General features: G+C 60.6%; 19 protein-coding genes. 9 read left to right on the forward strand and 10 right to left on the reverse strand.

Annotated features, from left to right (window positions below; translation table 11 throughout):
- Positions 1 to 213: 213 nt before the first annotated feature.
- Together AC1DIX_RS09570 and AC1DIX_RS09575 are read left to right on the forward strand one after the other, a co-directional pair.
- A complete protein-coding gene (locus tag AC1DIX_RS09570; protein WP_477323844.1) occupies positions 214 to 861 on the forward strand; it encodes a PEP-CTERM sorting domain-containing protein in 648 nt (215 codons plus the stop codon).
- A gap of 70 nt (positions 862 to 931) precedes the next feature.
- Positions 932 to 1,366 carry a DNA-binding transcriptional response regulator gene (locus tag AC1DIX_RS09575; protein ID WP_442122533.1) on the forward strand — a complete coding sequence of 145 codons (435 nt, stop codon included), beginning with the start codon at positions 932 to 934 and terminating at the stop codon, positions 1,364 to 1,366.
- 12 nt (positions 1,367 to 1,378) lie between these two features.
- Here AC1DIX_RS09575 and AC1DIX_RS09580 read toward each other — a convergent pair whose 3' ends face one another.
- The 3 genes from AC1DIX_RS09580 to AC1DIX_RS09590 form a co-directional block, all read right to left on the reverse strand.
- Positions 1,379 to 3,940 carry a family 20 glycosylhydrolase gene (locus tag AC1DIX_RS09580; RefSeq protein ID WP_477323887.1) on the reverse strand — a complete coding sequence of 854 codons (2,562 nt, stop codon included), beginning with the start codon at positions 3,938 to 3,940 and terminating at the stop codon, positions 1,379 to 1,381.
- A gap of 16 nt (positions 3,941 to 3,956) precedes the next feature.
- Positions 3,957 to 5,246 carry a sugar MFS transporter gene (locus AC1DIX_RS09585; RefSeq protein ID WP_477323846.1) on the reverse strand — a complete coding sequence of 430 codons (1,290 nt, stop codon included), beginning with the start codon at positions 5,244 to 5,246 and terminating at the stop codon, positions 3,957 to 3,959.
- A 279-nt stretch (positions 5,247 to 5,525) separates the two neighbouring features.
- Complete coding sequence (locus tag AC1DIX_RS09590) at positions 5,526 to 5,735, reverse strand: cold-shock protein (RefSeq protein ID WP_056136492.1); 210 nt, start codon at positions 5,733 to 5,735, stop codon at positions 5,526 to 5,528.
- Between the two features lie 227 nt (positions 5,736 to 5,962).
- On the opposite strand from AC1DIX_RS09590, the gene AC1DIX_RS09595 reads away from it, so the two are divergent.
- On the forward strand, positions 5,963 to 6,418 hold the full coding sequence (locus tag AC1DIX_RS09595; RefSeq protein WP_477323848.1) for a hypothetical protein: 456 nt from the start codon (positions 5,963 to 5,965) through the stop codon (positions 6,416 to 6,418).
- 325 nt (positions 6,419 to 6,743) lie between these two features.
- Here AC1DIX_RS09595 and AC1DIX_RS09600 read toward each other — a convergent pair whose 3' ends face one another.
- The 4 genes from AC1DIX_RS09600 to AC1DIX_RS09615 form a co-directional block, all read right to left on the reverse strand.
- The gene (locus AC1DIX_RS09600; protein WP_477323850.1) at positions 6,744 to 7,700 is read right to left on the reverse strand and encodes a hypothetical protein; all 957 of its coding nucleotides are present in this window, start codon (positions 7,698 to 7,700) and stop codon (positions 6,744 to 6,746) included.
- Between the two features lie 260 nt (positions 7,701 to 7,960).
- Complete coding sequence (locus AC1DIX_RS09605; protein ID WP_477323852.1) at positions 7,961 to 8,278, reverse strand: ArsR/SmtB family transcription factor; 318 nt, start codon at positions 8,276 to 8,278, stop codon at positions 7,961 to 7,963.
- A gap of 37 nt (positions 8,279 to 8,315) precedes the next feature.
- Positions 8,316 to 9,650, reverse strand: a complete 1,335-nt coding sequence (locus AC1DIX_RS09610; RefSeq protein WP_477323854.1) for an MFS transporter — start codon at positions 9,648 to 9,650, stop codon at positions 8,316 to 8,318.
- The gene (locus AC1DIX_RS09615; protein WP_477323856.1) at positions 9,584 to 10,951 is read right to left on the reverse strand and encodes an FAD-dependent oxidoreductase; all 1,368 of its coding nucleotides are present in this window, start codon (positions 10,949 to 10,951) and stop codon (positions 9,584 to 9,586) included. The genes AC1DIX_RS09610 and AC1DIX_RS09615 overlap by 67 nt, the downstream gene beginning before the upstream one ends.
- A gap of 281 nt (positions 10,952 to 11,232) precedes the next feature.
- Here AC1DIX_RS09615 and AC1DIX_RS09620 point away from each other — a divergent pair, with 281 nt between their 5' ends.
- Genes AC1DIX_RS09620 through arsH form a run of 4 tightly spaced genes read left to right on the forward strand, consistent with a single transcriptional unit; the run spans position 11,233 to position 13,564 of the window.
- Positions 11,233 to 11,577, forward strand: a complete 345-nt coding sequence (locus AC1DIX_RS09620; protein ID WP_477323858.1) for an ArsR/SmtB family transcription factor — start codon at positions 11,233 to 11,235, stop codon at positions 11,575 to 11,577.
- Positions 11,578 to 11,604: 27 nt separating this feature from the next.
- Positions 11,605 to 12,093 carry an arsenate reductase ArsC gene (locus AC1DIX_RS09625; RefSeq protein WP_477323860.1) on the forward strand — a complete coding sequence of 163 codons (489 nt, stop codon included), beginning with the start codon at positions 11,605 to 11,607 and terminating at the stop codon, positions 12,091 to 12,093.
- A gap of 21 nt (positions 12,094 to 12,114) precedes the next feature.
- A complete protein-coding gene (locus tag AC1DIX_RS09630) occupies positions 12,115 to 12,852 on the forward strand; it encodes an aquaporin (RefSeq protein WP_477323862.1) in 738 nt (245 codons plus the stop codon).
- The gene (gene arsH, locus AC1DIX_RS09635) at positions 12,845 to 13,564 is read left to right on the forward strand and encodes an arsenical resistance protein ArsH (protein ID WP_477323865.1); all 720 of its coding nucleotides are present in this window, start codon (positions 12,845 to 12,847) and stop codon (positions 13,562 to 13,564) included. The genes AC1DIX_RS09630 and arsH overlap by 8 nt, the downstream gene beginning before the upstream one ends.
- A 420-nt stretch (positions 13,565 to 13,984) precedes the next feature.
- Here the strand turns inward: arsH and AC1DIX_RS09640 are convergent, their stop codons facing one another.
- The gene (locus AC1DIX_RS09640) at positions 13,985 to 15,718 is read right to left on the reverse strand and encodes an AAA family ATPase (RefSeq protein WP_477323867.1); all 1,734 of its coding nucleotides are present in this window, start codon (positions 15,716 to 15,718) and stop codon (positions 13,985 to 13,987) included.
- A gap of 258 nt (positions 15,719 to 15,976) precedes the next feature.
- Positions 15,977 to 16,156, reverse strand: a complete 180-nt coding sequence (locus AC1DIX_RS09645) for a hypothetical protein (protein ID WP_477323869.1) — start codon at positions 16,154 to 16,156, stop codon at positions 15,977 to 15,979.
- A gap of 264 nt (positions 16,157 to 16,420) precedes the next feature.
- On the opposite strand from AC1DIX_RS09645, the gene mobQ reads away from it, so the two are divergent.
- Positions 16,421 to 17,506, forward strand: a complete 1,086-nt coding sequence (gene mobQ, locus AC1DIX_RS09650; protein ID WP_477323871.1) for a MobQ family relaxase — start codon at positions 16,421 to 16,423, stop codon at positions 17,504 to 17,506.
- A gap of 303 nt (positions 17,507 to 17,809) precedes the next feature.
- Positions 17,810 to 18,547, forward strand: a complete 738-nt coding sequence (locus AC1DIX_RS09655) for an abortive infection system antitoxin AbiGi family protein (RefSeq protein WP_477323873.1) — start codon at positions 17,810 to 17,812, stop codon at positions 18,545 to 18,547.
- Positions 18,548 to 18,583: 36 nt separating this feature from the next.
- Here AC1DIX_RS09655 and AC1DIX_RS09660 read toward each other — a convergent pair.
- Positions 18,584 to 18,904, reverse strand: a 321-nt coding sequence (locus AC1DIX_RS09660) for a hypothetical protein (protein WP_477323875.1), incomplete at its 5' end; no start/stop codon positions are given.

Raw genomic sequence — 18,904 nt, forward strand, 5'->3', positions numbered from 1 at the left:
CCAGTACGTACAGCCGACAGGCCGATGCGACGAAATGCCGAAAATACGGCGCGAAATGCTGCATGGCCATATGTACGGTAGCGCACTGTCGACCCGCTTTACATATTTGTGACGGGTATGCACCCTGCATTGTTAAATTCTTTTTCAAATCAAGGACGTGGATGCGCAGGCGCAATCCTTGCTTGTTAAATGGAATCATTTCTGGAGACACATATGTTCCGCAAGATTCTCTGCCTGGCCGCCACCGCCCTCGTCACCCAAGCCGCTTCGGCGAATGTCCTCTACACCTGGCAGCAGGTGGCACACACGGATGCGACGCCGGCCGGCCTGCATCTCGAACTCGAATTCACCGACACCGCCGTCGCCCAGGGCACACTCTCGCTGAACGTCGAGAACCAATGCATGGCGGAGATCTGCGAAGAACAGCAGGACAGCCTGCTGGCGCTGCACTACTGGTATGCCGGCGACGACGGCCAGCAGCACTGGAACCGCATCGACTACCGCTATCGCGATGAAACCCTGCCCGGCCTGCAGCGCTTGTCGATGACGCTGCAATTCCTGGCGGACGGCCGGATGAAAGGCAGCATCATGGCCAACGACGGCTTCTCGGATTTCACCATGCAGGGCGACGACGGCGTGTTCACCATGCTGTGGGCGCACAGCGACCAGCCGGACGGCTGCGGCGACGCCTATCCCTCCTGCGCGGGCGAGCGCGGCGTCCTGCGCAAGGCCGCCCAGGTAGTCGTGCAGCCGCAAACCCAGGCCTTGCCGGAACCGGCCGGGCTGGCCAGCCTGGCGATCGGCGGCCTGGCCGCCTGGCTGGCGCGCCGCCGCCGCGGCACGCCTCTCAGGAATGGATGAGAAAAATTGTTACAACTTTGCGCTTGAACTAGCGTGAGGCGTCGTCATCCACCTATCAGGAGGATAGACGATGAAATGCGCACTGCTCGTAGAACATGACCCGCTGGCTTGCGGCGAGATTGCCACGCTGCTGAAATCGCTCGGCTATATCGTCGCGACCACGGACAGTCCGCGCGCGGCCCTGAACACGGCCCAGACGGTGCGCTTCGACCTGATCCTGACCTACACCACCTCCAACGCGGACGACCGCCGTTCCTTCATCGGCGAGATCACCCGGCTGGCGCCGCGCGCGCCGGTGGTCCTGCTGCTCGACGACGAAAGCCATGTGCCCCACTACCATGCGGGCCGCATCGCGGTGCTGGCCAAGCCGGTCACGCTGCGCTCGCTGCGCCGCGTGATCGAGTTCGGTATCGACGGCAACGGCGCCATGCCGTCCTATGCGATGCAGCCGGCGCCGCGCGACGAGCGGCGGCGCCAGGGGCAGCGGCGCATGCGGCCGCGCTGAAAGCGGCCGGCACTAGCGGCGCTCGACGCTCGCCACCAGCCCTCGCCTGCCGTTACGGTCGAAGGCCGCCGCCTTGATCGTGCCGCGCTCCGTGATCGGTCCCGTGACAGGCCGGCTGGCGGACGTCGGATCGCTGCCGTCAGTCGTATAACGCAGCGTGATCCCGGGCAGCGCATGATTCACCAGCACCTGCTCGCCATCCACCATCAGGCCGGGCGGCGCGATGCGGTAGGCCACGCCGGTCTGTTCGAGGTCGAGGCGCGGCAGCACGCGCTGGCCCAGCGCATTCACGAAGCCGGACCAGGCGCGGCGATGCAGCGCGGCCGCCTTCGCCGCATCCTGCTCGCCAGCCCAGGCCGGATCGGGCGCCCAGGCCCGTTCCGCCACCGCCAGCAGGCGCGGCATGACGAGGTAGTCGATGCGGCTGGCATCGCGCACGGTCTCGGTGAACAACGTCGCCTCTAGTCCGCGCACGTGGCGCTTGCCGTAGTCGGTCAGCCCGTCCTTGCCGACGCGCGCCGACTCGGGTGCATTCCTCAGCATGTCGAAGGGGACGAAGTCGTAGACGGTGTCCAGCTCGACGTAGTCGTTCCAGTTGACGCCCGGCTCCTCCGGATTCGGGTTGGCCGCCATGTCCAGGTACATGGCGCCGACCGGCGCCAGCACGATGTCGTAGCCGCCGTTGGCGAGGCGGTTGGCGAAGTCCTCGGCACCGCGCGAGTCGTTCCATACCCAGGCGGTGAAGCCGCGCGTGGTGAAGCGCGGATTCGGGATCAGCTTGCTGCGGCCGGCGAGCAGCGTCTGGCGCGCCGCCAGCTCTTCCCAGCCGGACGTGCTCAAGCCGTGCCGGCGCATGATGCCGTCGACGCGGTCGTAGAAGTAATCCCACAGGTCGGCCGTCGACGCCAGCTTCTCCTTGCGCATGCGCGCGAGGCTGGCGGGCGAGCGCTCCCATGCGCCGTTCGCCAGTTCGTCGCCACCCATGTGGATGGTGCGCAGCGGGACACCGGCCTCGCGGTGCAGCGCCACGATCTGCGCGACCACGTGGTCGATGAAGGCGAAGGTCGAATCGAGGCCGGGATCGATGACGTTGTCGGTGAAGTACTGCGCCGAACTGTACTTCGAGCGGTCGTCGAAATCGTTCAGCAGGTACTTCGCGGCGTCCTTGCCGCCGGCCGCCTTCAGGCGGTGGTAGCGCGCCGCCATCGCCTGCACGGCGGCGCGCGCGTGGCCGGGCATCTCGATTTCAGGGATCACCTCGATGTGGCGGGCCTTCGCATGGCGCAGGATCGCGATGTAGTCGGCGCGGCTGAAGTAGCCGCTGCCGCTCGGGTCCTTCGGATCGGGACCGGAACCATAGGCCGGCTGCAGGCGCACGCCGGGCCTGGCACTGTGGCCGCGCACCGCGCCGATCGCCGTCAGTTCCGGCAGGCCGGCGATCTCGATGCGCCAGCCTTCATCGTCGGTGAGATGGAAGTGGAATTTGTTCAGCTTGTAGCGCGCCATCAGGTCGAGCCACTTGAAGACCGTCTGCTTGCCGTGGAAGTTGCGGGCGACGTCCAGCTGGAAGCCGCGATAGCCGAAGCGCGGGGCATCGACGATGCTCACTTCGTTCAGCACCGGTTCTTTCGAACCGGGCAGAGGCAGCAGGTCGCGCAGGGTCTGCAGGCCGTAGGCGACGCCGGCGGCGCTGTTGCCGACGATGGCGATGCCGCTCCTGGCGTCGATCGTCAGGCGATAGGCTTCGGGCGAATCCTGGCCCTCCACCTTGCCGATGCCGAGCTGAAGCTTCGCACCGCCTGCGGGCAGGGTCTGCGGAAACAGCGAGCGTGCCAGCGCCGCTTCGTTCTTCAAGGCGACCGGCGCTTCCACTTTCGGCTGCGCGTTCAACAGCAGCCTGCCCTCGCCCACCTGCATCCGCAGGGGCGTCGGCAGCACCGGCGGCAGCTCGGCGGGCGGCAGCAGGTCGGCGCGGGCGTTGCGGCGATAGGTATCCGCGGGCGTCACTACCGGCTTGGCGCCGCTGGTTCCGCGGTCCAGCTGTTCCGGCCGCGTCACCGGCAGCAGCGCGTAGTCGGCGATGGCCACGCCCAGCTCGGGAGCGGCGTCGTAGACCAGGTAGGGACCGGTCGGCGCCTTGGCCAGCTTGATCACCAGGCCCGGGTAGGTATAGACGATGTCCAGGGTCTGGCCAGGGGCCACGCCCTGAAAGCCCGGCCCCGGCAGAATACGGAACAGGCTGCCCGCGACCTGCTCGAGCACCAGATTGCCGGCCAAGGGTCCGGGCATCATGCGGTCCAGGCAGTTGAAGTACAGCGACCAGCCCCGCGGCGGCAAGGGGCGATCGTCGTGGTTGGTGAGAATCAGGCGCGCCTGCGAGCGTCCGTGCGGAGCCTCGGCGCTGAACAGGTTGCGCTGCAGTTCCCAGCGCAGCTGCAATTTCGTGGCGCTGGCGACGCCGCCCAGGGCGGCCGGCGCTTCCTGTCCGGCCGGGGCTTCCGCGATGGCCGGCGTCATCGGCGCGAGCAGCGCCGTCATCAGTGCCAGCGTCGCGCCGGCCGCTCCTCGAATCATCAAGCCTCTCTCCAGTTCAGCGCCAGCGGCGGATCTTGTGGCCGCTCGCGGCATACCAGAGGATCAGCGCATAGCAAGGCAGCAGCAGCCAGTAGGCGCTGCGCGGGGTGACGATGTCCGCCAGATGGCCGTAGAGCAGCGGCAGCAGCGCGCCGCCGGCGATCGCCATCACCAGCACCGCCGAGCCGCTGGCGGTATGCCGCCCGAGTCCCTGCAGGGCCAGCGGCCAGATCGCAGGCCACACCATGGCATTGGCCAGGCCAAGCAGCGCCAGGAACATCACGCTGTCCGGCACCAGCGGCGCACCGCTCCAGCCGAGCAGTGCCTGCGACAGCGCGGCGTCCGTGGCCGAACCGGTGGTCACGCCGACCGTCAGCAGGACGCCGACGAGGCCCGACAGCACCAGCGCCCGCTGCTGCGACATGAAGCGCGGGATCGCCACCACGCCGATCAGGTAACCGATCACCATGCACACCATGGTGTAGGAAGTCAGCACGCCGAAATTGGCGACCTTCAGCTCATGGCCGTACAGGCCGATGGTGTCGCCGGCGATCACCTCCACGCCGACATAAGCGAACAGCGCCAGCGCGCCCAGCACCAGTTGCGGGAACTGCAGGACCGAGGTGGCGTCGACACTGGCGTCGTCACCATCGAGCTCCGGCGGAATCTCGCGCAGCTTCGAAAAATGGATGAAGGCCATGATCACGAACAGCGCCGCCGCCATGCAGGCATAGGGGAAGACCAGCCGCTGCGCCAGCACGGCCTCGGACGCGGTGTCGATATTCTTCAGCATCAGACTGGTGAAGATGAGCGGCACGACGATGCCGGCACCTTTATTGAAGAGTCCCATGATGCTGATGCGCATGGCGGCGCTCTCGCGCGGGCCGAGACAGACGATGTAGGGATTGATGGCGGTCTGCATCAGGGTCATGCCGGTGGCCAGCGTGAACAGCCCGGCCAGGAACAGCTCGTAGTGCCGGCTCTGCGCGGCCGGAATGAAGAGCAAGGCGCCGATGCCCATGATCCCCAGACCCAAGCTCATCCCCTTCTTGTAGCCGGTGCGCTTGAGTACCGCGGCCGACGGCAGGGCCATCACGGTGTAGGCGATGTAGAAGGCGAAAGTGACCAGCAGGGCCTGGAAATTGGTCAGCTTGCAGACCACCTTCAGGAAGGGAATCAGCGAACCGTTCAGCCAGGTGACGAAACCGAGGATGAAGAACAGGAGGCCGACAAAGAGCATGCCGACGACCACGTCGCGGGTCGCGTTGCTGGTCTGCTGTTCCTGGGGACTTGCGCTCAATTCCATGCCGAGGCACCTCGAGGGTTGTCGATGTGGCATGCTAGCAGTCGCTTCCAGGCAAGTCTATCGATGGACCTGTTTAGCGGACTTGTTTAGTCGCCGCTAGCAAACTGCGATGTGAAGCGCTCGAGGCGCGCCCATAAAAAAACGGATTTACGATGAACGTAAATCCGTTTTTTCCTGCCGATCCAGGCCCAGTCGCTGGGTGGCCGGAGTCAGCTGAAATCCGGGCCCGCCGGGCACGGCAACGCTATCCGCGTCGCACGCGTCGCCAGGGCTGGCCGCTTAGATGGCGCGGATATTGCCCGCTTTTTCGCCTTTCGGGCCGGTCGAGCGCACGAACGAGACGCGCTGGTTTTCGGCAAGGCTCTTGAAACCTTCCGATTGGATATCCTGGAAATGGGCAAACAGATCGCCGCCGCCTGCATCAGGCGTGATGAAGCCGAAGCCTTTGGAGTCGTTGAACCATTTTACGGTGCCGGTTTGAGTAGTCATTTTTAGTCCTTTAAGATGCATGGGCAAATCGCCCGAAACGCACATTCGACCAAGAGGGTGTAGCGGAGGAAATCAAACAGGACCGCCAGAAGGCGAGACGGGAGAGAAAGACCAACAATAACGACGACTTGATGTAGTGCGAGGTCCAATATACAGGGGCTTCGGCTTTTCACCTAATCATTTCGCGCTATTGTACAAAAAAAGGTTTTCACACAAATCAGTCTTGCATGAAAAAGGCAATTGTTATCGATCCGCCATCCGACTCGGTATCCAGTGTGCAATTCTCGAATCGGCGGCAGCATTTCCACAATTGCTGTATCTTGTGGACGCGTGACGCGACAACCATGAGGCTGAAAACAGAAATTACCATGAATGATAGAGAGCCCTACGATACAGATGATGCGGTAGCGGCTTTGCATGCCCTGCACTCGGCACTCGCCGACGATCTCGAAGAACTGGAAGCGCGTATCAGCGCTCTGGATCCTTCTCTTGCCGCCGTGGCGCTTCAGGAGAGGCATCAAATGGCTAATCTTGTCGAGGCCCGTACGGCCTTGTATAGCGGTCTTGCCAGTATCGAAGAAGTGCTCGGCTGGGTTCAGTGGAAAACCGAGGAAGATCCAGAAGGCGATGTCGCCGTGGCCATGCAGCCGCTGCCCACATTGCGCGGATACTCGGTTCATTGACGCCGGGTGAAAATCAGTGACCGGTGCAGAATTTCAATTGGAGAATATAAATGAGTAAAAGCCAGGACGCAAAAAAATCCACCAAAAAAGAGCCCGCAAAGACGGCCAAAGAAAAGAAGGCGGACAAGAAAGTAAAGAAGGAAGAGAAAAAGCGTGCGCAATAATTATTGCGGTCCATCTTCTCCCGCCATCTGATCATCTTCAGAATGCCTTAACGGCAGCCGAGCCCTGTCTCTGGACAGGGCGGCGGCGAATCTCGCAGCGTCAATCCGGCGCGGCACTACCGACCGGTCATTCCGGCAATCCCTTCCACAACGTTCCCGATTCACCGGAGTCCATCGTCATCTGCGTGCTGCGAAACGGATGCGGCTTCCACTTCGGCCACCCGGCGCACGACGAGGCTCGGCACCGTGTGAAAACGGTAGAATTGGCGCAGGCTGTCAGCGGCAAGCGCATGGGGCAAGGCATCGTGCACGACCGTGCGCTCGACCGGCAAGCGACGCGCGCCAGGGGACCGGCCGCGCAATGACAGCGCGGGCACCAGCAGGTCGCCGGCTAGCTGGAACCGGGCCGGGCTCTGCCATCGTGCAGTCGCAATCCATTCCCGCTCGGCATCCAGGCGCGGCGAACGGAAACGCGGCAGCACGGCGCCGACGGCCTGGCGAAACGCGTCCCAGCATGAGTCCAGCACTTGTTCGGCGTTCCCTTGTCCGAAGCGCCCGCTCGCCTGCACGTAGTAGGTTTCGAACGCGGTAAAAATCGCGTCCATGATGGCACGCTGGGTGTCGAGGTCGTAAATGACACGGCCGATTTCGAACCTCCGCTTCTTCGCCCCCTTCGCCGGAGCGATGTCAAGCTCGGCGGTGCGCAGGCCGAGCGCATATGGCCGACACTCTCCGCTTCGGCCCAGTGGCGCGTCCGCGCCATCAAACAAGCGCACGACATAGCGGTCGAAGTAATGGCCGACAGGATGCAGGTCGCGCGCGAGCGCATTCCCGAAACGATATTCCGGCGTATCCGATACACGGCTGCGCCGCTCGTCGATGAAGCAGCGCAGCAAGGGCAAGGCATAGGCGTCCAGCGCGGCCTCGCCGGAAAAGCGGCTGTCGGGTGCTGGCCAGCTACCATCCTCGACCGCGTCGCGCACTTCCTGGCCGTTTGCGAGGACGTATAGCAGTGGCGGCGGGACTGCGGTCGCGTCGATCGCTTCCGTGAATCCGCGCTGCAGTACCGCGCCCAGTTCGGCTCCGACGACAAGCCGGACGTGCTTGTCAAACGTCATGGGCATTCCCCGGCAAACCACGGCCCAGGCAGTCAGCAAAATTCATCGGCATCCCGTTTCGAATTGGCGAGACCGATATCTTGCGCCAGGGGTGCGACAAGGCGCGTCGCGTTGAGAAGTTCACCGGAGAGATCGACGCCGAAGACGCGCGCGGCGAGGATAGCAACCGATCAAAGCGCCCCTGCTCAGCATCGTCACACCGCGCCGACCCGAGGAGGAAGTGCAGCAAGTGAATTGGAGGCCGACGCCCTCCGCCAGTTTTAAAGTGCCGCGACCGCGAGCTTGAACTGCTGGAGCCGCTCCTGGTTGACGCAGTAGCACACCCGCTGCATGTCCGACGAGCCTTCGATCAGTCCAGACTCCTTCAGGATCGAGACGTGGTTCGAGATCGTCGACGGCGCCAGCGGCAGGACGTCGGCCAGGCTGCCGAAGTAGCAGTCGCCGTAGTCGATCAGATGCCGCAGCAGCTGAAGGCGGGCAGGATGCGAGACGGCCTTGCACATGCGCGCAAGATCATCGACATCGATCTCCGCGCTGCGCGTGCGAGGACTGGTCGGGGGACAGCAGGACTTTGACATGGAGTTCATTCGTTGTTTGACGAACAGAGAATAGACACTAGGCGGCGCTCTTGTCAAAGTCTTTGACCGTTTCCGCTTGGCGAGGACCGGCGACCGCCCGCAGATAGAACCCGAGCGAGGCGATCGCCATGGCCAGCAGCACGAACAAGAGCACTTCCGGGCCGCTGGCATTGCGGAGGATCGCCGCCGCGACAAGCGGACCAGCCGCTTTCGAGAGCAGCGAAGGACCCGCCATGGCGCCGGCGATGGCGCCGTAGTTTTCGCGGCCGAACAGCGCCTGCGGGATCGAGCCGCGCACGATGGTCAGGATGCCATTGCTCAGCCCGTACAGCACGCAGAACATGGCGGCCGTCCAGGCGTGCAAACCGAAAAGAGCCAGGACGAGCAAGGCCGCGGGGAGCATGGCGAAGGTCAGCTTGCCGACCGTCTGCGGCGGCGTATCCCGCGCGATCGTCATCTCCCCTACCCGTCCCAGCACCTGCATCGGGCCGATCAGCGCGGTCAGCAGGACTGCGGTTGTCGCGGAATGGCCCAGGCGTTCGAGCAAGGGGATCAGGTGCACCGCCATGGCCGAGAAGATGAATGTGTTGGCGGAGAATGCCAGCGCCAGCGTCCAGAACGCGGGGTGCCGCAAGGCTTCCGCCAGGGTGTGGTCGCGGCGCGGGCTGGCAGGCGCTCCCCGTTGGTCGCGAACGGGATCGGCGCCCAGCCAGAGGTGCAGCGGCATGCACACCGCCACCTGCAAGACGCCGTACCACAGGTAGGTGTCGCGCCAACCGAGCACCGCATGGAGCTTGGCGGTCAGCGGCCAGAACAAGGTGCTGGCGAAGCCGCCAAACAGGGTCAAGGTGGAAATCGCCGGCCGCGAGCCGGCCTCCAACTTGCGGTTGATCGTGCCGAAGGCGGCCTCGTACAAGGTCAGGGCCATGCCCACGCCGATCACGGTCCAGGCGAGGTAGTAGGACGCCGCGCCGTGGCAGCGGCTGATCCAGGCCAGCCCGAGGAAGCACAGGAACGAGCCGGCGGCCATGACATGGCGGCCGCCGTAGCGGTCCAGCAATATGCCGACCGGGGTCGCCGCGATTCCGGCAACCAGCAGCGCCCAGGAAAAGGCGCCGAACACGACTTCCGGCGTGAGCGCCAGGTCGCGCTGGATGCCGGGCGCCAGAATGGTGAAGGCGTAGTAAAGCGATCCCCAGGACAGGATCTGGGTGACGGCGAGGATGCCGATGGTCTTCGATGACGGATGCACGGAAAGCTCCAGGATGGTCACCGCCGGTGCATGCCGGCGGCGGATCGAGAATATCAGGCGCAGCAGCTTGCCTCGACGGACTTGCTGCAGCCGCCAGCGCCGGATGGCGACACACAGCACGAGCTTGCCGGATCGGCTCCGGCATCCTCGTAGGCCAGACGCGTGTTGCACACCCCGGTTTCCGGCAGCTCGAGCTGCACGTCGTCGGCTGCCGCCATGTCGCCCACGAGGGCCGCGACCACCGAACGCACCTGCTCGTAGCCGGTCGCCATCAGGAAGTTCGGCGCACGGCCGTAGCTCTTCGCGCCGACAGCGTAGTAGCCGCTCTCCGGGTGCGCCAGTTCGCGGTGCCCATGCGGGCGTACGGAACCGCAGCTATGTTCATTCGGGTCGATCAGGGGCGCCAGCGCGTCGGTACTTTCGAGCCACGGATCATGGCGCACGCGCAGTTCCCGGGTCAGCGCGAGCTCCGGCCGTGCACCTGCTGCGCAGACGATCCGGTCGATCCCGTCGATAACCGGAACCTCGCCGCCGACCGGCTCTCCGATCACACGGACCCGACCGCCGACCTCGGTCAGCGCCTCGATGCGGAAGTTCTGGCGCAGTTCCAGGCCGCCCGAATCGCGCAGGGCCTTGAGCCGCATGCCCAACTGTCCGCGCGCCTGCAGACCATCGGCTTCACCGCCGCCGAACACCCGTGCCAGCTGGCTGCCGCGGGTCGCCCATACGATGCTGGTTTCCGAGTTCTCTCGGGCCAGCTGGGCGAGCGCAAGCAAGGTGCCGGCTGCGGAGTGCCCTGCACCGACGACCAGTACCCGCCGTCCCGCAAAGTGCTGGCGAGCAGCGCCCAGCACGTCGGGCATGCCATAGTCGATCCGCCAGGCCAGGGTCGCCTCGCCCAGCGCGGGAATGCCGTCCGCGCCCAGCGGGTTCTGGTGCGACCAGGTGCCGGTGGCATCGATCACCGCGCTGGCGAGATACTGGCGCGGGCCGTCGGCTGTCTCGGCACGAATGAGGAAAGGCGCGCCCTCGCGGCCCTTGGTTTTCACCTTGTCGAAGCCAAGCCGGGTGATGGCCACCACGCGGTGCCCGAGCAGCAGACCGGGCGCGATTTCCGGCGTCTCGGCGAGCGGGACGAGGTAATCGTCGAGCAGCTCGCCAGCGGTCGGGAGTCCGTCGTCGGCGGGCGCCTTCCATCCATGACCCTGTAGCAGGCGGCGTGCCGCCTTGTCGATGTTGTACTGCCACGGCGAGAATAGACGCACATGGCGGTAGGTGATCAAGTTGGCGGCGACGGTGGCGCCGGCTTCGAGGACCAGTGGTGTCAATCCGCGCTCGATCAGATGTGCAGCCGCCGCAAGACCTACCGGACCGGCGCCGAGCACTGCGACCGGAAGCTCTTGTCCATCATTCATGTTCATGTTGTTCTCCTCGTCCAATCCGGCGCCAGTCCGGTTGTTGATATGCAGCCGCGACGCAGCTGTTCTTTTTTCGTCGAATTACGAATAGCTCAGCGACACATCATGACCAAGGTATCTCGACATCATGTTTATTCGTAATTCGACGAATAAAGAATAGTCACTTGTCATCCACCGGTCAAGTTATTTCGATATATTTAGAAGCGTCGTATTGGCACACCTGCCAGCTTGCAGTCGAGACCTCAATTCCACTATACTAGAATTATCAAATAATGGATGACCTCATGGAAACCAAACCGGCTCTCGCCGCCCTCGCCGCCCTGGCCCAGGAATCGCGGCTGGCAACTTACCGCTTGCTCGTGCAGGCTGGCCCTGCCGGCCTGTCGGCGACAAAGATCGCCGAAGCCCTGAACGTGGCGCCGTCCTCGCTTTCGTTCCACCTGAAGGAGCTGGCCCACGCGAACCTGGTGACGCCGAAGCACGACGGACGCTTCATCTACTACGCCGCGAACTTCGAGACGATGAACCAGCTGCTGGGCTTCTTGTCCGAGAACTGCTGTGGCGGCAACCCCTGCACGCCGGCCAGCGGTTCAAGCTGCGAACCCAGCACGGCCGGCGCAAGCGCCTGATTCCTTACCGCTAACCAAAGGTCTACTGTGAACGTACTTTTCCTCTGCACCGGCAACTCCTGCCGCTCGCTCATCAGCGAAGCCGTCTTTAACCATCTGGCGCCAACTGGCTGGCACGCCATCAGCGCCGGCAGCCAGCCTACCGGCAAGCTGAACGAGAAGGCGCTCGCACTGCTGGCCAGCAAGGAGATCCCTACCGAGGGCTATTACAGCAAGTCCTGGGACGACCTGCCCGTGACGCCGGACATCGTGGTGACTGTCTGCGCCAGCGCCGCCGGTGAAACCTGCCCGGCCTATCTCGGCCCGGTGCTGCGCACCCACTGGGGCGTGGAAGACCCGAGCCATGTGGTCGGCACCGAGGCGGAAATCAACGCCGCCTTCGAGACCGCCTACGCGATCCTGCGCGCCCGCATCGAAGCTTTCCTGGCTCTCCCACTGGACCAGTTGAAGAACGACAAGGCGCGCCTGAAGGCGGAGCTGGACCGCATCGGGACCCTGCAGCCGGTCGCGGCCTGACGTGAACGGAGGACTTGCACAATGACATTTTCCAGACGAATCGTTGCCGAGGGCCTCGGCACGGCACTCCTGCTGGCCGTGGTCGTGGGTTCGGGCATCATGGCCGAGCGCCTGGCCGGCGGCAACGTGGCCATCGCCCTGCTGGCCAACGCGATAGCGACCGGCGCCGGCCTGCTGGCCTTGGTCCTGATGTTCGGGACGATCTCGGGCGCGCACTTCAACCCGGTCGTCACGCTGTCGGAAGCGTGGCAGAAGAATATGCCGGCCTCCGAGGTGATCCCCTACATCGCCGCGCAGCTTGCCGGCGCCTTTGCCGGCGTGGCTGCTGCGCACCTGATGTTCGACGTCCCCCTGTTCGTCGCGTCCGAACACGTGCGCACCGGCGCCGCGCAATGGTGGAGCGAATTCGTCGCCACCTTCGGCCTGATCGCCGTCATCATCGGGTGCTCGCGCAGCCGGCCCAGCGTGACGCCGTTCGCCGTCGCGGCCTACATCACGGCCGCCTACTGGTTCACTTCCTCGACCTCGTTCGCCAACCCGGCGGTGACCCTGGCGCGCAGCGCCACCAACACCTTCGCCGGCATCCGTCCCGCCGATACATTCGGCTTCATCGTGGCGCAGCTGCTGGGTGCCGCAGCCGCGACGCCGCTGTTCTGCTGGCTGTATCCGGCGGCGCACCGCGAGGCGTCGGTGGCCGGCACGGTGGCGCAAAGCGACTTCGCCGCCGCTGGACAACCGCAGGAGGTCAAGCATGGCTGAGCCACTGCAAAACCTCCCCAACATCAAGCCCGAGCTGCTGGACTTGCCGACGATCGGAAGGCTCGAACCGGCCGGCGACATGAACCATCCGCCACGTATCCTGATGCTCTACGGCTCCTTGCGCGAACGCTCCTTCAGCCGCTTCCTGACCTGGGAGGCGGCGCGCATCCTCGAGCACTTCGGCGCCGAGGTGAAGATCTTCGACCCGATGGAGCTGCCGATGGTCGGCAGCGTGCCCGAGACGCATCCGAAGGTGGCCGAGCTGCGCGAGTTGTGCCTGTGGTCCGAGGGCCAGGTATGGTGCAGCCCCGAACGCCACGGGGCGATCACGGCCGTGATGAAGAACCAGATCGACTGGATTCCGCTGGAACAGGGTGCCGTCCGGCCAAGCCAGGGCCGTACGTTGGCGGTGATGCAGGTGTGCGGCGGCTCGCAGTCCTTCAACGTGGTCAACACCCTGCGCCTGCTGGGCCGCTGGATGCGCATGTTCACGATCCCGAACCAGTCGTCGGTGCCGATGGCCTACAAAGAGTTCGACGAGGCAGGCCGCATGCGCCCGTCGGCCTACTACGACCGCGTGGTCGACGTGATGGAGGAGCTGTTCAAGTTCACGCTGCTACTGCGCGGCCGCGCCGACTACCTGAACGATCGTTACAGTGAGCGCAACGAGCGAGCGCGCAAGGCGATCGACCGGCAGATCRAAAAGCTGTAGGGCCAGCTCGACCGAATTCGATTGGGTCGAATTGTGGGTAGAAACGACAAAGCGGCCCGGAGGCCGCTCTGTGTCTATGTTCTTGGAGAGGGGGATTCCCATCAACGGCGGGAGACCGCATCGATGCTGGGTTTCCGCCACTCTGGAGTTCGTTGTACCCCCAAACATGCCCCGAGGAGGTCTGACTCTAACCGATGCTGAGCTACCCGGTCGGTAACTGTTGCCGAAGCTCCAACGTTAATGCATACCTTAACAGACTTCTTTAAGGTCGGAATTGATTACACGAACGCCGAAAGTAAGGTTACGCAACGGCCGCCAAAGCACGACTGAGATCGGATGCTCTCTATAGACTGCGCATTCACATGGTTGACACTAGACGATCCGAACGGCTCAGAGCACGAAGCAGTTGTCCTTAAGGTACTAGGCATTCGCCTTTTGAATCATTTGAACAATCCGATCCACTTGCATACGTAAATCGTACATTGTGAAATCCGCCTTTGACTCGCATACTTTGCGCGCCACCTTTACTTTATCAATATCTGTAATTACCTTCGGCGTTTTCCCTGTCGAAACGAAGTGGAGTCTATGCGCATATCTTTCCACACTATCAACTGCCGAAAAATTCTTGTAAAGCTGGCGCAAAGCATTGCTCAGCACGTTCTCCGGAATATAGTTCTCTATTTCTCTTCCAGCTGTTAGCCATGYTGGTTCCGAATGTATCTTAAACTCTTCAATTACACGTTTCTTAGTGTCGTTAATTCTTGTTGCCGAATTTTTTTTGTCACTATCGATAACTATAGCCATATTATTATTCAGCTTCCTCAGCAAAATAAAATCGCTGATCTCGTCATCTGTCGCGCTCAAGTGGCTTAGCAACCTACCACCATAGTACATAATGGAATAATGTATTCCCTCCTTTAACTTACCATCTACTGCTGCTATCCAATGGTTGATATAAATTCGATCCGATGGACCCTCGACCCAGATGATAGCATTGGTTTGTAAAAGATCCGACGCTCGGTATCCAAGGTCTTGGCATACTTGAAACCGCTGTACTGAGGCGGCAGCGAAACAGACTGCTGTCGCGCCATTTTTCTGCGTTACATGAAATACAGAAGCTCCCGGTTGATCTATTATGCTAGCTGAATGCGTTGCAATAAAATATTGATTATCGGTATTTTCTGTTATGTATCTTATCAATTTTTTTTGCAGCAGTGGATGCAGATGAATTTCTGGCTCTTCTATGCAAACTATGCTTTGTTTTGTTAGTGTGCAGAATGCTGCGATCATTACCACCTCGTGAATTCCGGTACCTAAAGAAGAAAGAGGAAGCACTCTTTCTTCTTTGTGCACTAGGACCTCTTCTCGATTATGAGGTATTTCGATCATCCCACTTGTATCGCCAGTAACCTCTTGCAGAAAAGAGTTTATCTTGTCGAAATCCTCACGCAAGTTACGCTCTGTAGGGCCTGGATTTTGTAGCTCAGCAAGCTTATCAATCAGGCCTGCTCCGCTATAATCGTCGAAATTGTGGCCTCTAGCTCCGATTTGCCTTTTAGCCGGAATTATTCGAGCGCTAGGGTACCCAAGAGCAAATATTTCCAGCATGACATTAATTACCTGCCCATACCAATCATTCAAACCTCCCCTGGAATAGCCTGTAACGGCGTGCCAGAGATTTTGCCACTCGTGAGAGGCTAGAGAGATTTTGATTTCATCCGCTGATAGCTTAGAAAAACTACGTTGAACTGGAGCAGTTGCCTTCGCTGCTATCCATATATATCCCTCTTCGGACAAAGATTTGAAAAGCTTTCCCAAGATAACTGCAATATCTGGTGAAACCATTCCTTTCTGGTTTTCAATCCGTTGTCGAAGTCTCGCCTCTGCCTCTGCTTGCGGAACTGCAAAACCAAATTCCACTTCATGAGGAGTGGCACCTAAATGCACTTCTAGCGGCTGYAGTTTTAGAGTGGCCCCGTGTGCGTAACTATGGGCTGAAGCCAAATGTGTCGAAATGAAGTTTAAGAAGCAGGACTTCCCGCTATTATTAGTACCTATAAAGAAGTTACAGCTTTGAAAAGGTCCTGCCTTTTCAAAATCCTGTCCCACTCCTCGATAATTCTTTAGAGCAAGTCCATGCAGATATACCGGCATACATCCAGTCCTTACAAATCGTATCTGGTGATTTAGTCTTTCGACGTTTTCTTCTGTCCGCTTGYAGACTCTCGAAACTGCCCAGTGTACGCCCTTGTTGCTTCAACGACAATAACCAGTTTTGGTTCTGGCTTAAGGCGTGGGTCCACGTCTATTAAGTCCTTGGCGGTAGCCCAAACAGGGCACGGTCGTCCGCGCGCGTGAGGAACCTGTCCAGTCTCGCCATGAAGCGTGTCTTCACGCCTTCGTCGCGATCCATCATCTCGAGCGCGAGCGCTCCTGCGAGGATTTTTCGTCGCGTTTCCTCTGCCCGCTTTTGCTTGGCTTCCGCCCCCCCCTCTGCCGCGCTTCAATCCGGCTTTTCAGGGCCCTCGCCTGTTTCAGCTTTTGCTGCAGCTCGTCGATTCGCTGCTGCGCCTTGTCGATGGGATTGCTCATGTTCCCTCCAAAGCAGGTTCAGGCTCCAGTGTTCACCTCGCTTATGCCATTCGGGTTGCGCTGGATCTGGACCGCGCTATGCCGCGTGGGTCCGGCTGAGCTAGCTCACGCTGATGAGCCCGGCGAGCTGCGACAGTGGTAGCGCCTGCCGGGTCCCGAGAACGAGCGAAGCGAGGCCAAGGGCGCACTTAATGCAAACCTGTCGGTTTGCGTGCGCGCCTGCGGCGGGCCAAAGACAACCCCAACGTCAACAGCGAGCGCGCTATGGCGATCTATCACCTGTCGGCGAAGATCATCAGCCGCAAGGCCGGGCGCAGCTCGACCGCTGCGGCGGCCTACCGCGCCTGCGAGCAGATTCAGGACCAGCGCACGGGCGAGGTCCACGACTTCACAAGGAAGCGCGGCTTGCAATCAGCCGACCTCGTGATGCCATCCGGCTCGACGTGGCAGCCGACGCGCGCCGAGCTGTGGAACGCCGTCGAGGCGAAGAACAAGCGTGCCGACGCCCAGGTCGCGCGCGAGTTCCTGGTGGCCCTGCCCGATGAACTGGACGCCGGCCAGCGGCGCCGGCTGGCTGTGGACTTCGCCCAGGAGCTGGCCGACCGCTACGGGATCGCGGCCGACGTCGCGATCCACGCGCCAGACCAAGCGGGCGACAACCGGAACCACCATGCGCACATCCTGACCACCACCGACCGCATCGAGGGAGAAGGCCTGGGTAACAAGGTGCGCGAGTTGGACCTGGTGGCCCACAACATGGGCGGTGGCCTGGGCAAGGCCAACGAGATCGATCGAATTCGCACCAGATGGGCCGAGCTGACGAACGAGCGGCTACAGGCACTGGGTCACGACGTCAGGATCGATCACCGAACGTTGGAGGCACAGGGCATCGAGCGGACACCGACCCAGCACCTGGGGCCGACCGCGACTGCCATCGAGCGAAGAACCGGCAAACCGTGCCGCAAGCGGCTGGACTTCGAAAGCGAGATCGTAGAGAGGCTCGCGGCGGCCAAGGCGGCCGGCGACTTGGAGCGGCAGGCGCAGGCCACTGACCGATCGACCCTGGACCTGTCAGGCGACCTGGCGGCTGCGATCGCGCAGCGCGACGCTCACGACGATCAGAAGCGACAGGCATTCCAAGCACACCTGGACAGCGGCCGGGCCGACCTTCGAGCCAAGTACGAGTCGTACAAGGCCGAAAAGGAGCGGCAACGGCTGGCCCAACTATGTCGAGACCAGGTCGAGCGACAACACCAGCCCGAGAAAAAGGGACGCGATCAGCGTGCCGAGCACGAGCAAGAACGCAAGTCGCAACGAAGTCAGAACCAAGATTTGGGGTTCTCCAGGTAGAGACTTTCATGCTTGAGCTTGGTTACAAAGTGGCTCTTAGGGACGCTATATCGCTTCAGGATCTGATAACACTATCCTTCTTGCACTAAGAGCAACAAGAGCGATACACTGGGCTGTAACAACTTCCGAGCTCGGTCAAGAGCAGCCGCCCCTGGCATTTCAAAAAGTAATTGCAAGCTCGCTTTGATTAACGGTACTGAGGCCGAGATTGGGAGCGCCACTTACTCAAAAACACCTTGGCGCGAGTTACTACTATAATTTTTTAAAATCGGCAATAAATCTAGAATAACAAGCGAAAGATTGATGAATCCTAAATCCAGCACGCTTTTTCATTTTACAAATAATATTGATATAATTAAATCGATATTAAAAGAAGGTTTCTGGCCACGTTACTGTTTAGAAGACGTTTCCCAGTTAACTCAAGGCGAATACGACTATATTAGCTTCCCGATGGTCTGCTTCTGCGACATTCCTTTGTCGCGCATCAGCGATCACGTCGAATTTTATGGAAAATATGGAATAGGAATGTCAAGAAGGTGGGCAGAAATAAACGGTCTTAACCCCTTATTGTACCTAACTGGAAACAATGACCTTAGAAAGGAATTGCTTAACCTGAATAATCATTCCAATGAGATAAAAGGTATCGAGCGTGATGAAGCGAAAAAGACGATGCGATATATATTTGCGCACTCCAAACCGATAACAGGCACGATGGTACTGAAGGGCACGCCTGTTCAAAAGAATTTTTATTTCGAATGCGAATGGCGCTATGTTCCCAAAAATGAAAAAATAGACGCATACCTATCCCGGACATCACATGAAAAACAAGAAGAGCTTTCAGCCGCAAATGAACTAACTAAAAAGCACTGTATGTTAAAATTCGAGCCCTCTGACGTTCGGTACATTTTTGTGGAGAAGGACTCCGACATACCAGGCATAATGAATTATATTCAGGCCGAACTTGAACATTATTCAGCTAGTACGCTAAAGTTGCTCAGTTCTAGAGTTTTGTCACTTGAAGGACTCCACGAGGATCTATAGGTTAGCGGGAGCCGGCAGGCGCCATTAGCATACATACTATTGGGAATGTAGCCACTCAACGAGTTTTGAAGGAAGATTAGCATTTAGCTCCATCCCACCATTTGCATGCGCACCAAAAGGTTCTTTTATGTGCAGAGCGTCCTTGAGATAATTCCGTTCAGGTTGGTCTGCCGGGTTCCAATTTACCACTTTCCTGTTAGGGCCAATTTCTTGAAGAATTGTCTCGATGTGCTCGTCGCGAAATGCAAATCCAATAAATAATATATGTGTCGACGCACGGATTTGCTGGCGAAAATATGTATGAAATGTGTTGAAAGGCTCACGACTTGCCATTCCTTTAAAGCCAGGGTACAGAAT

It is taken from the genome of Massilia sp. 05N420 (assembly GCF_056397205.1).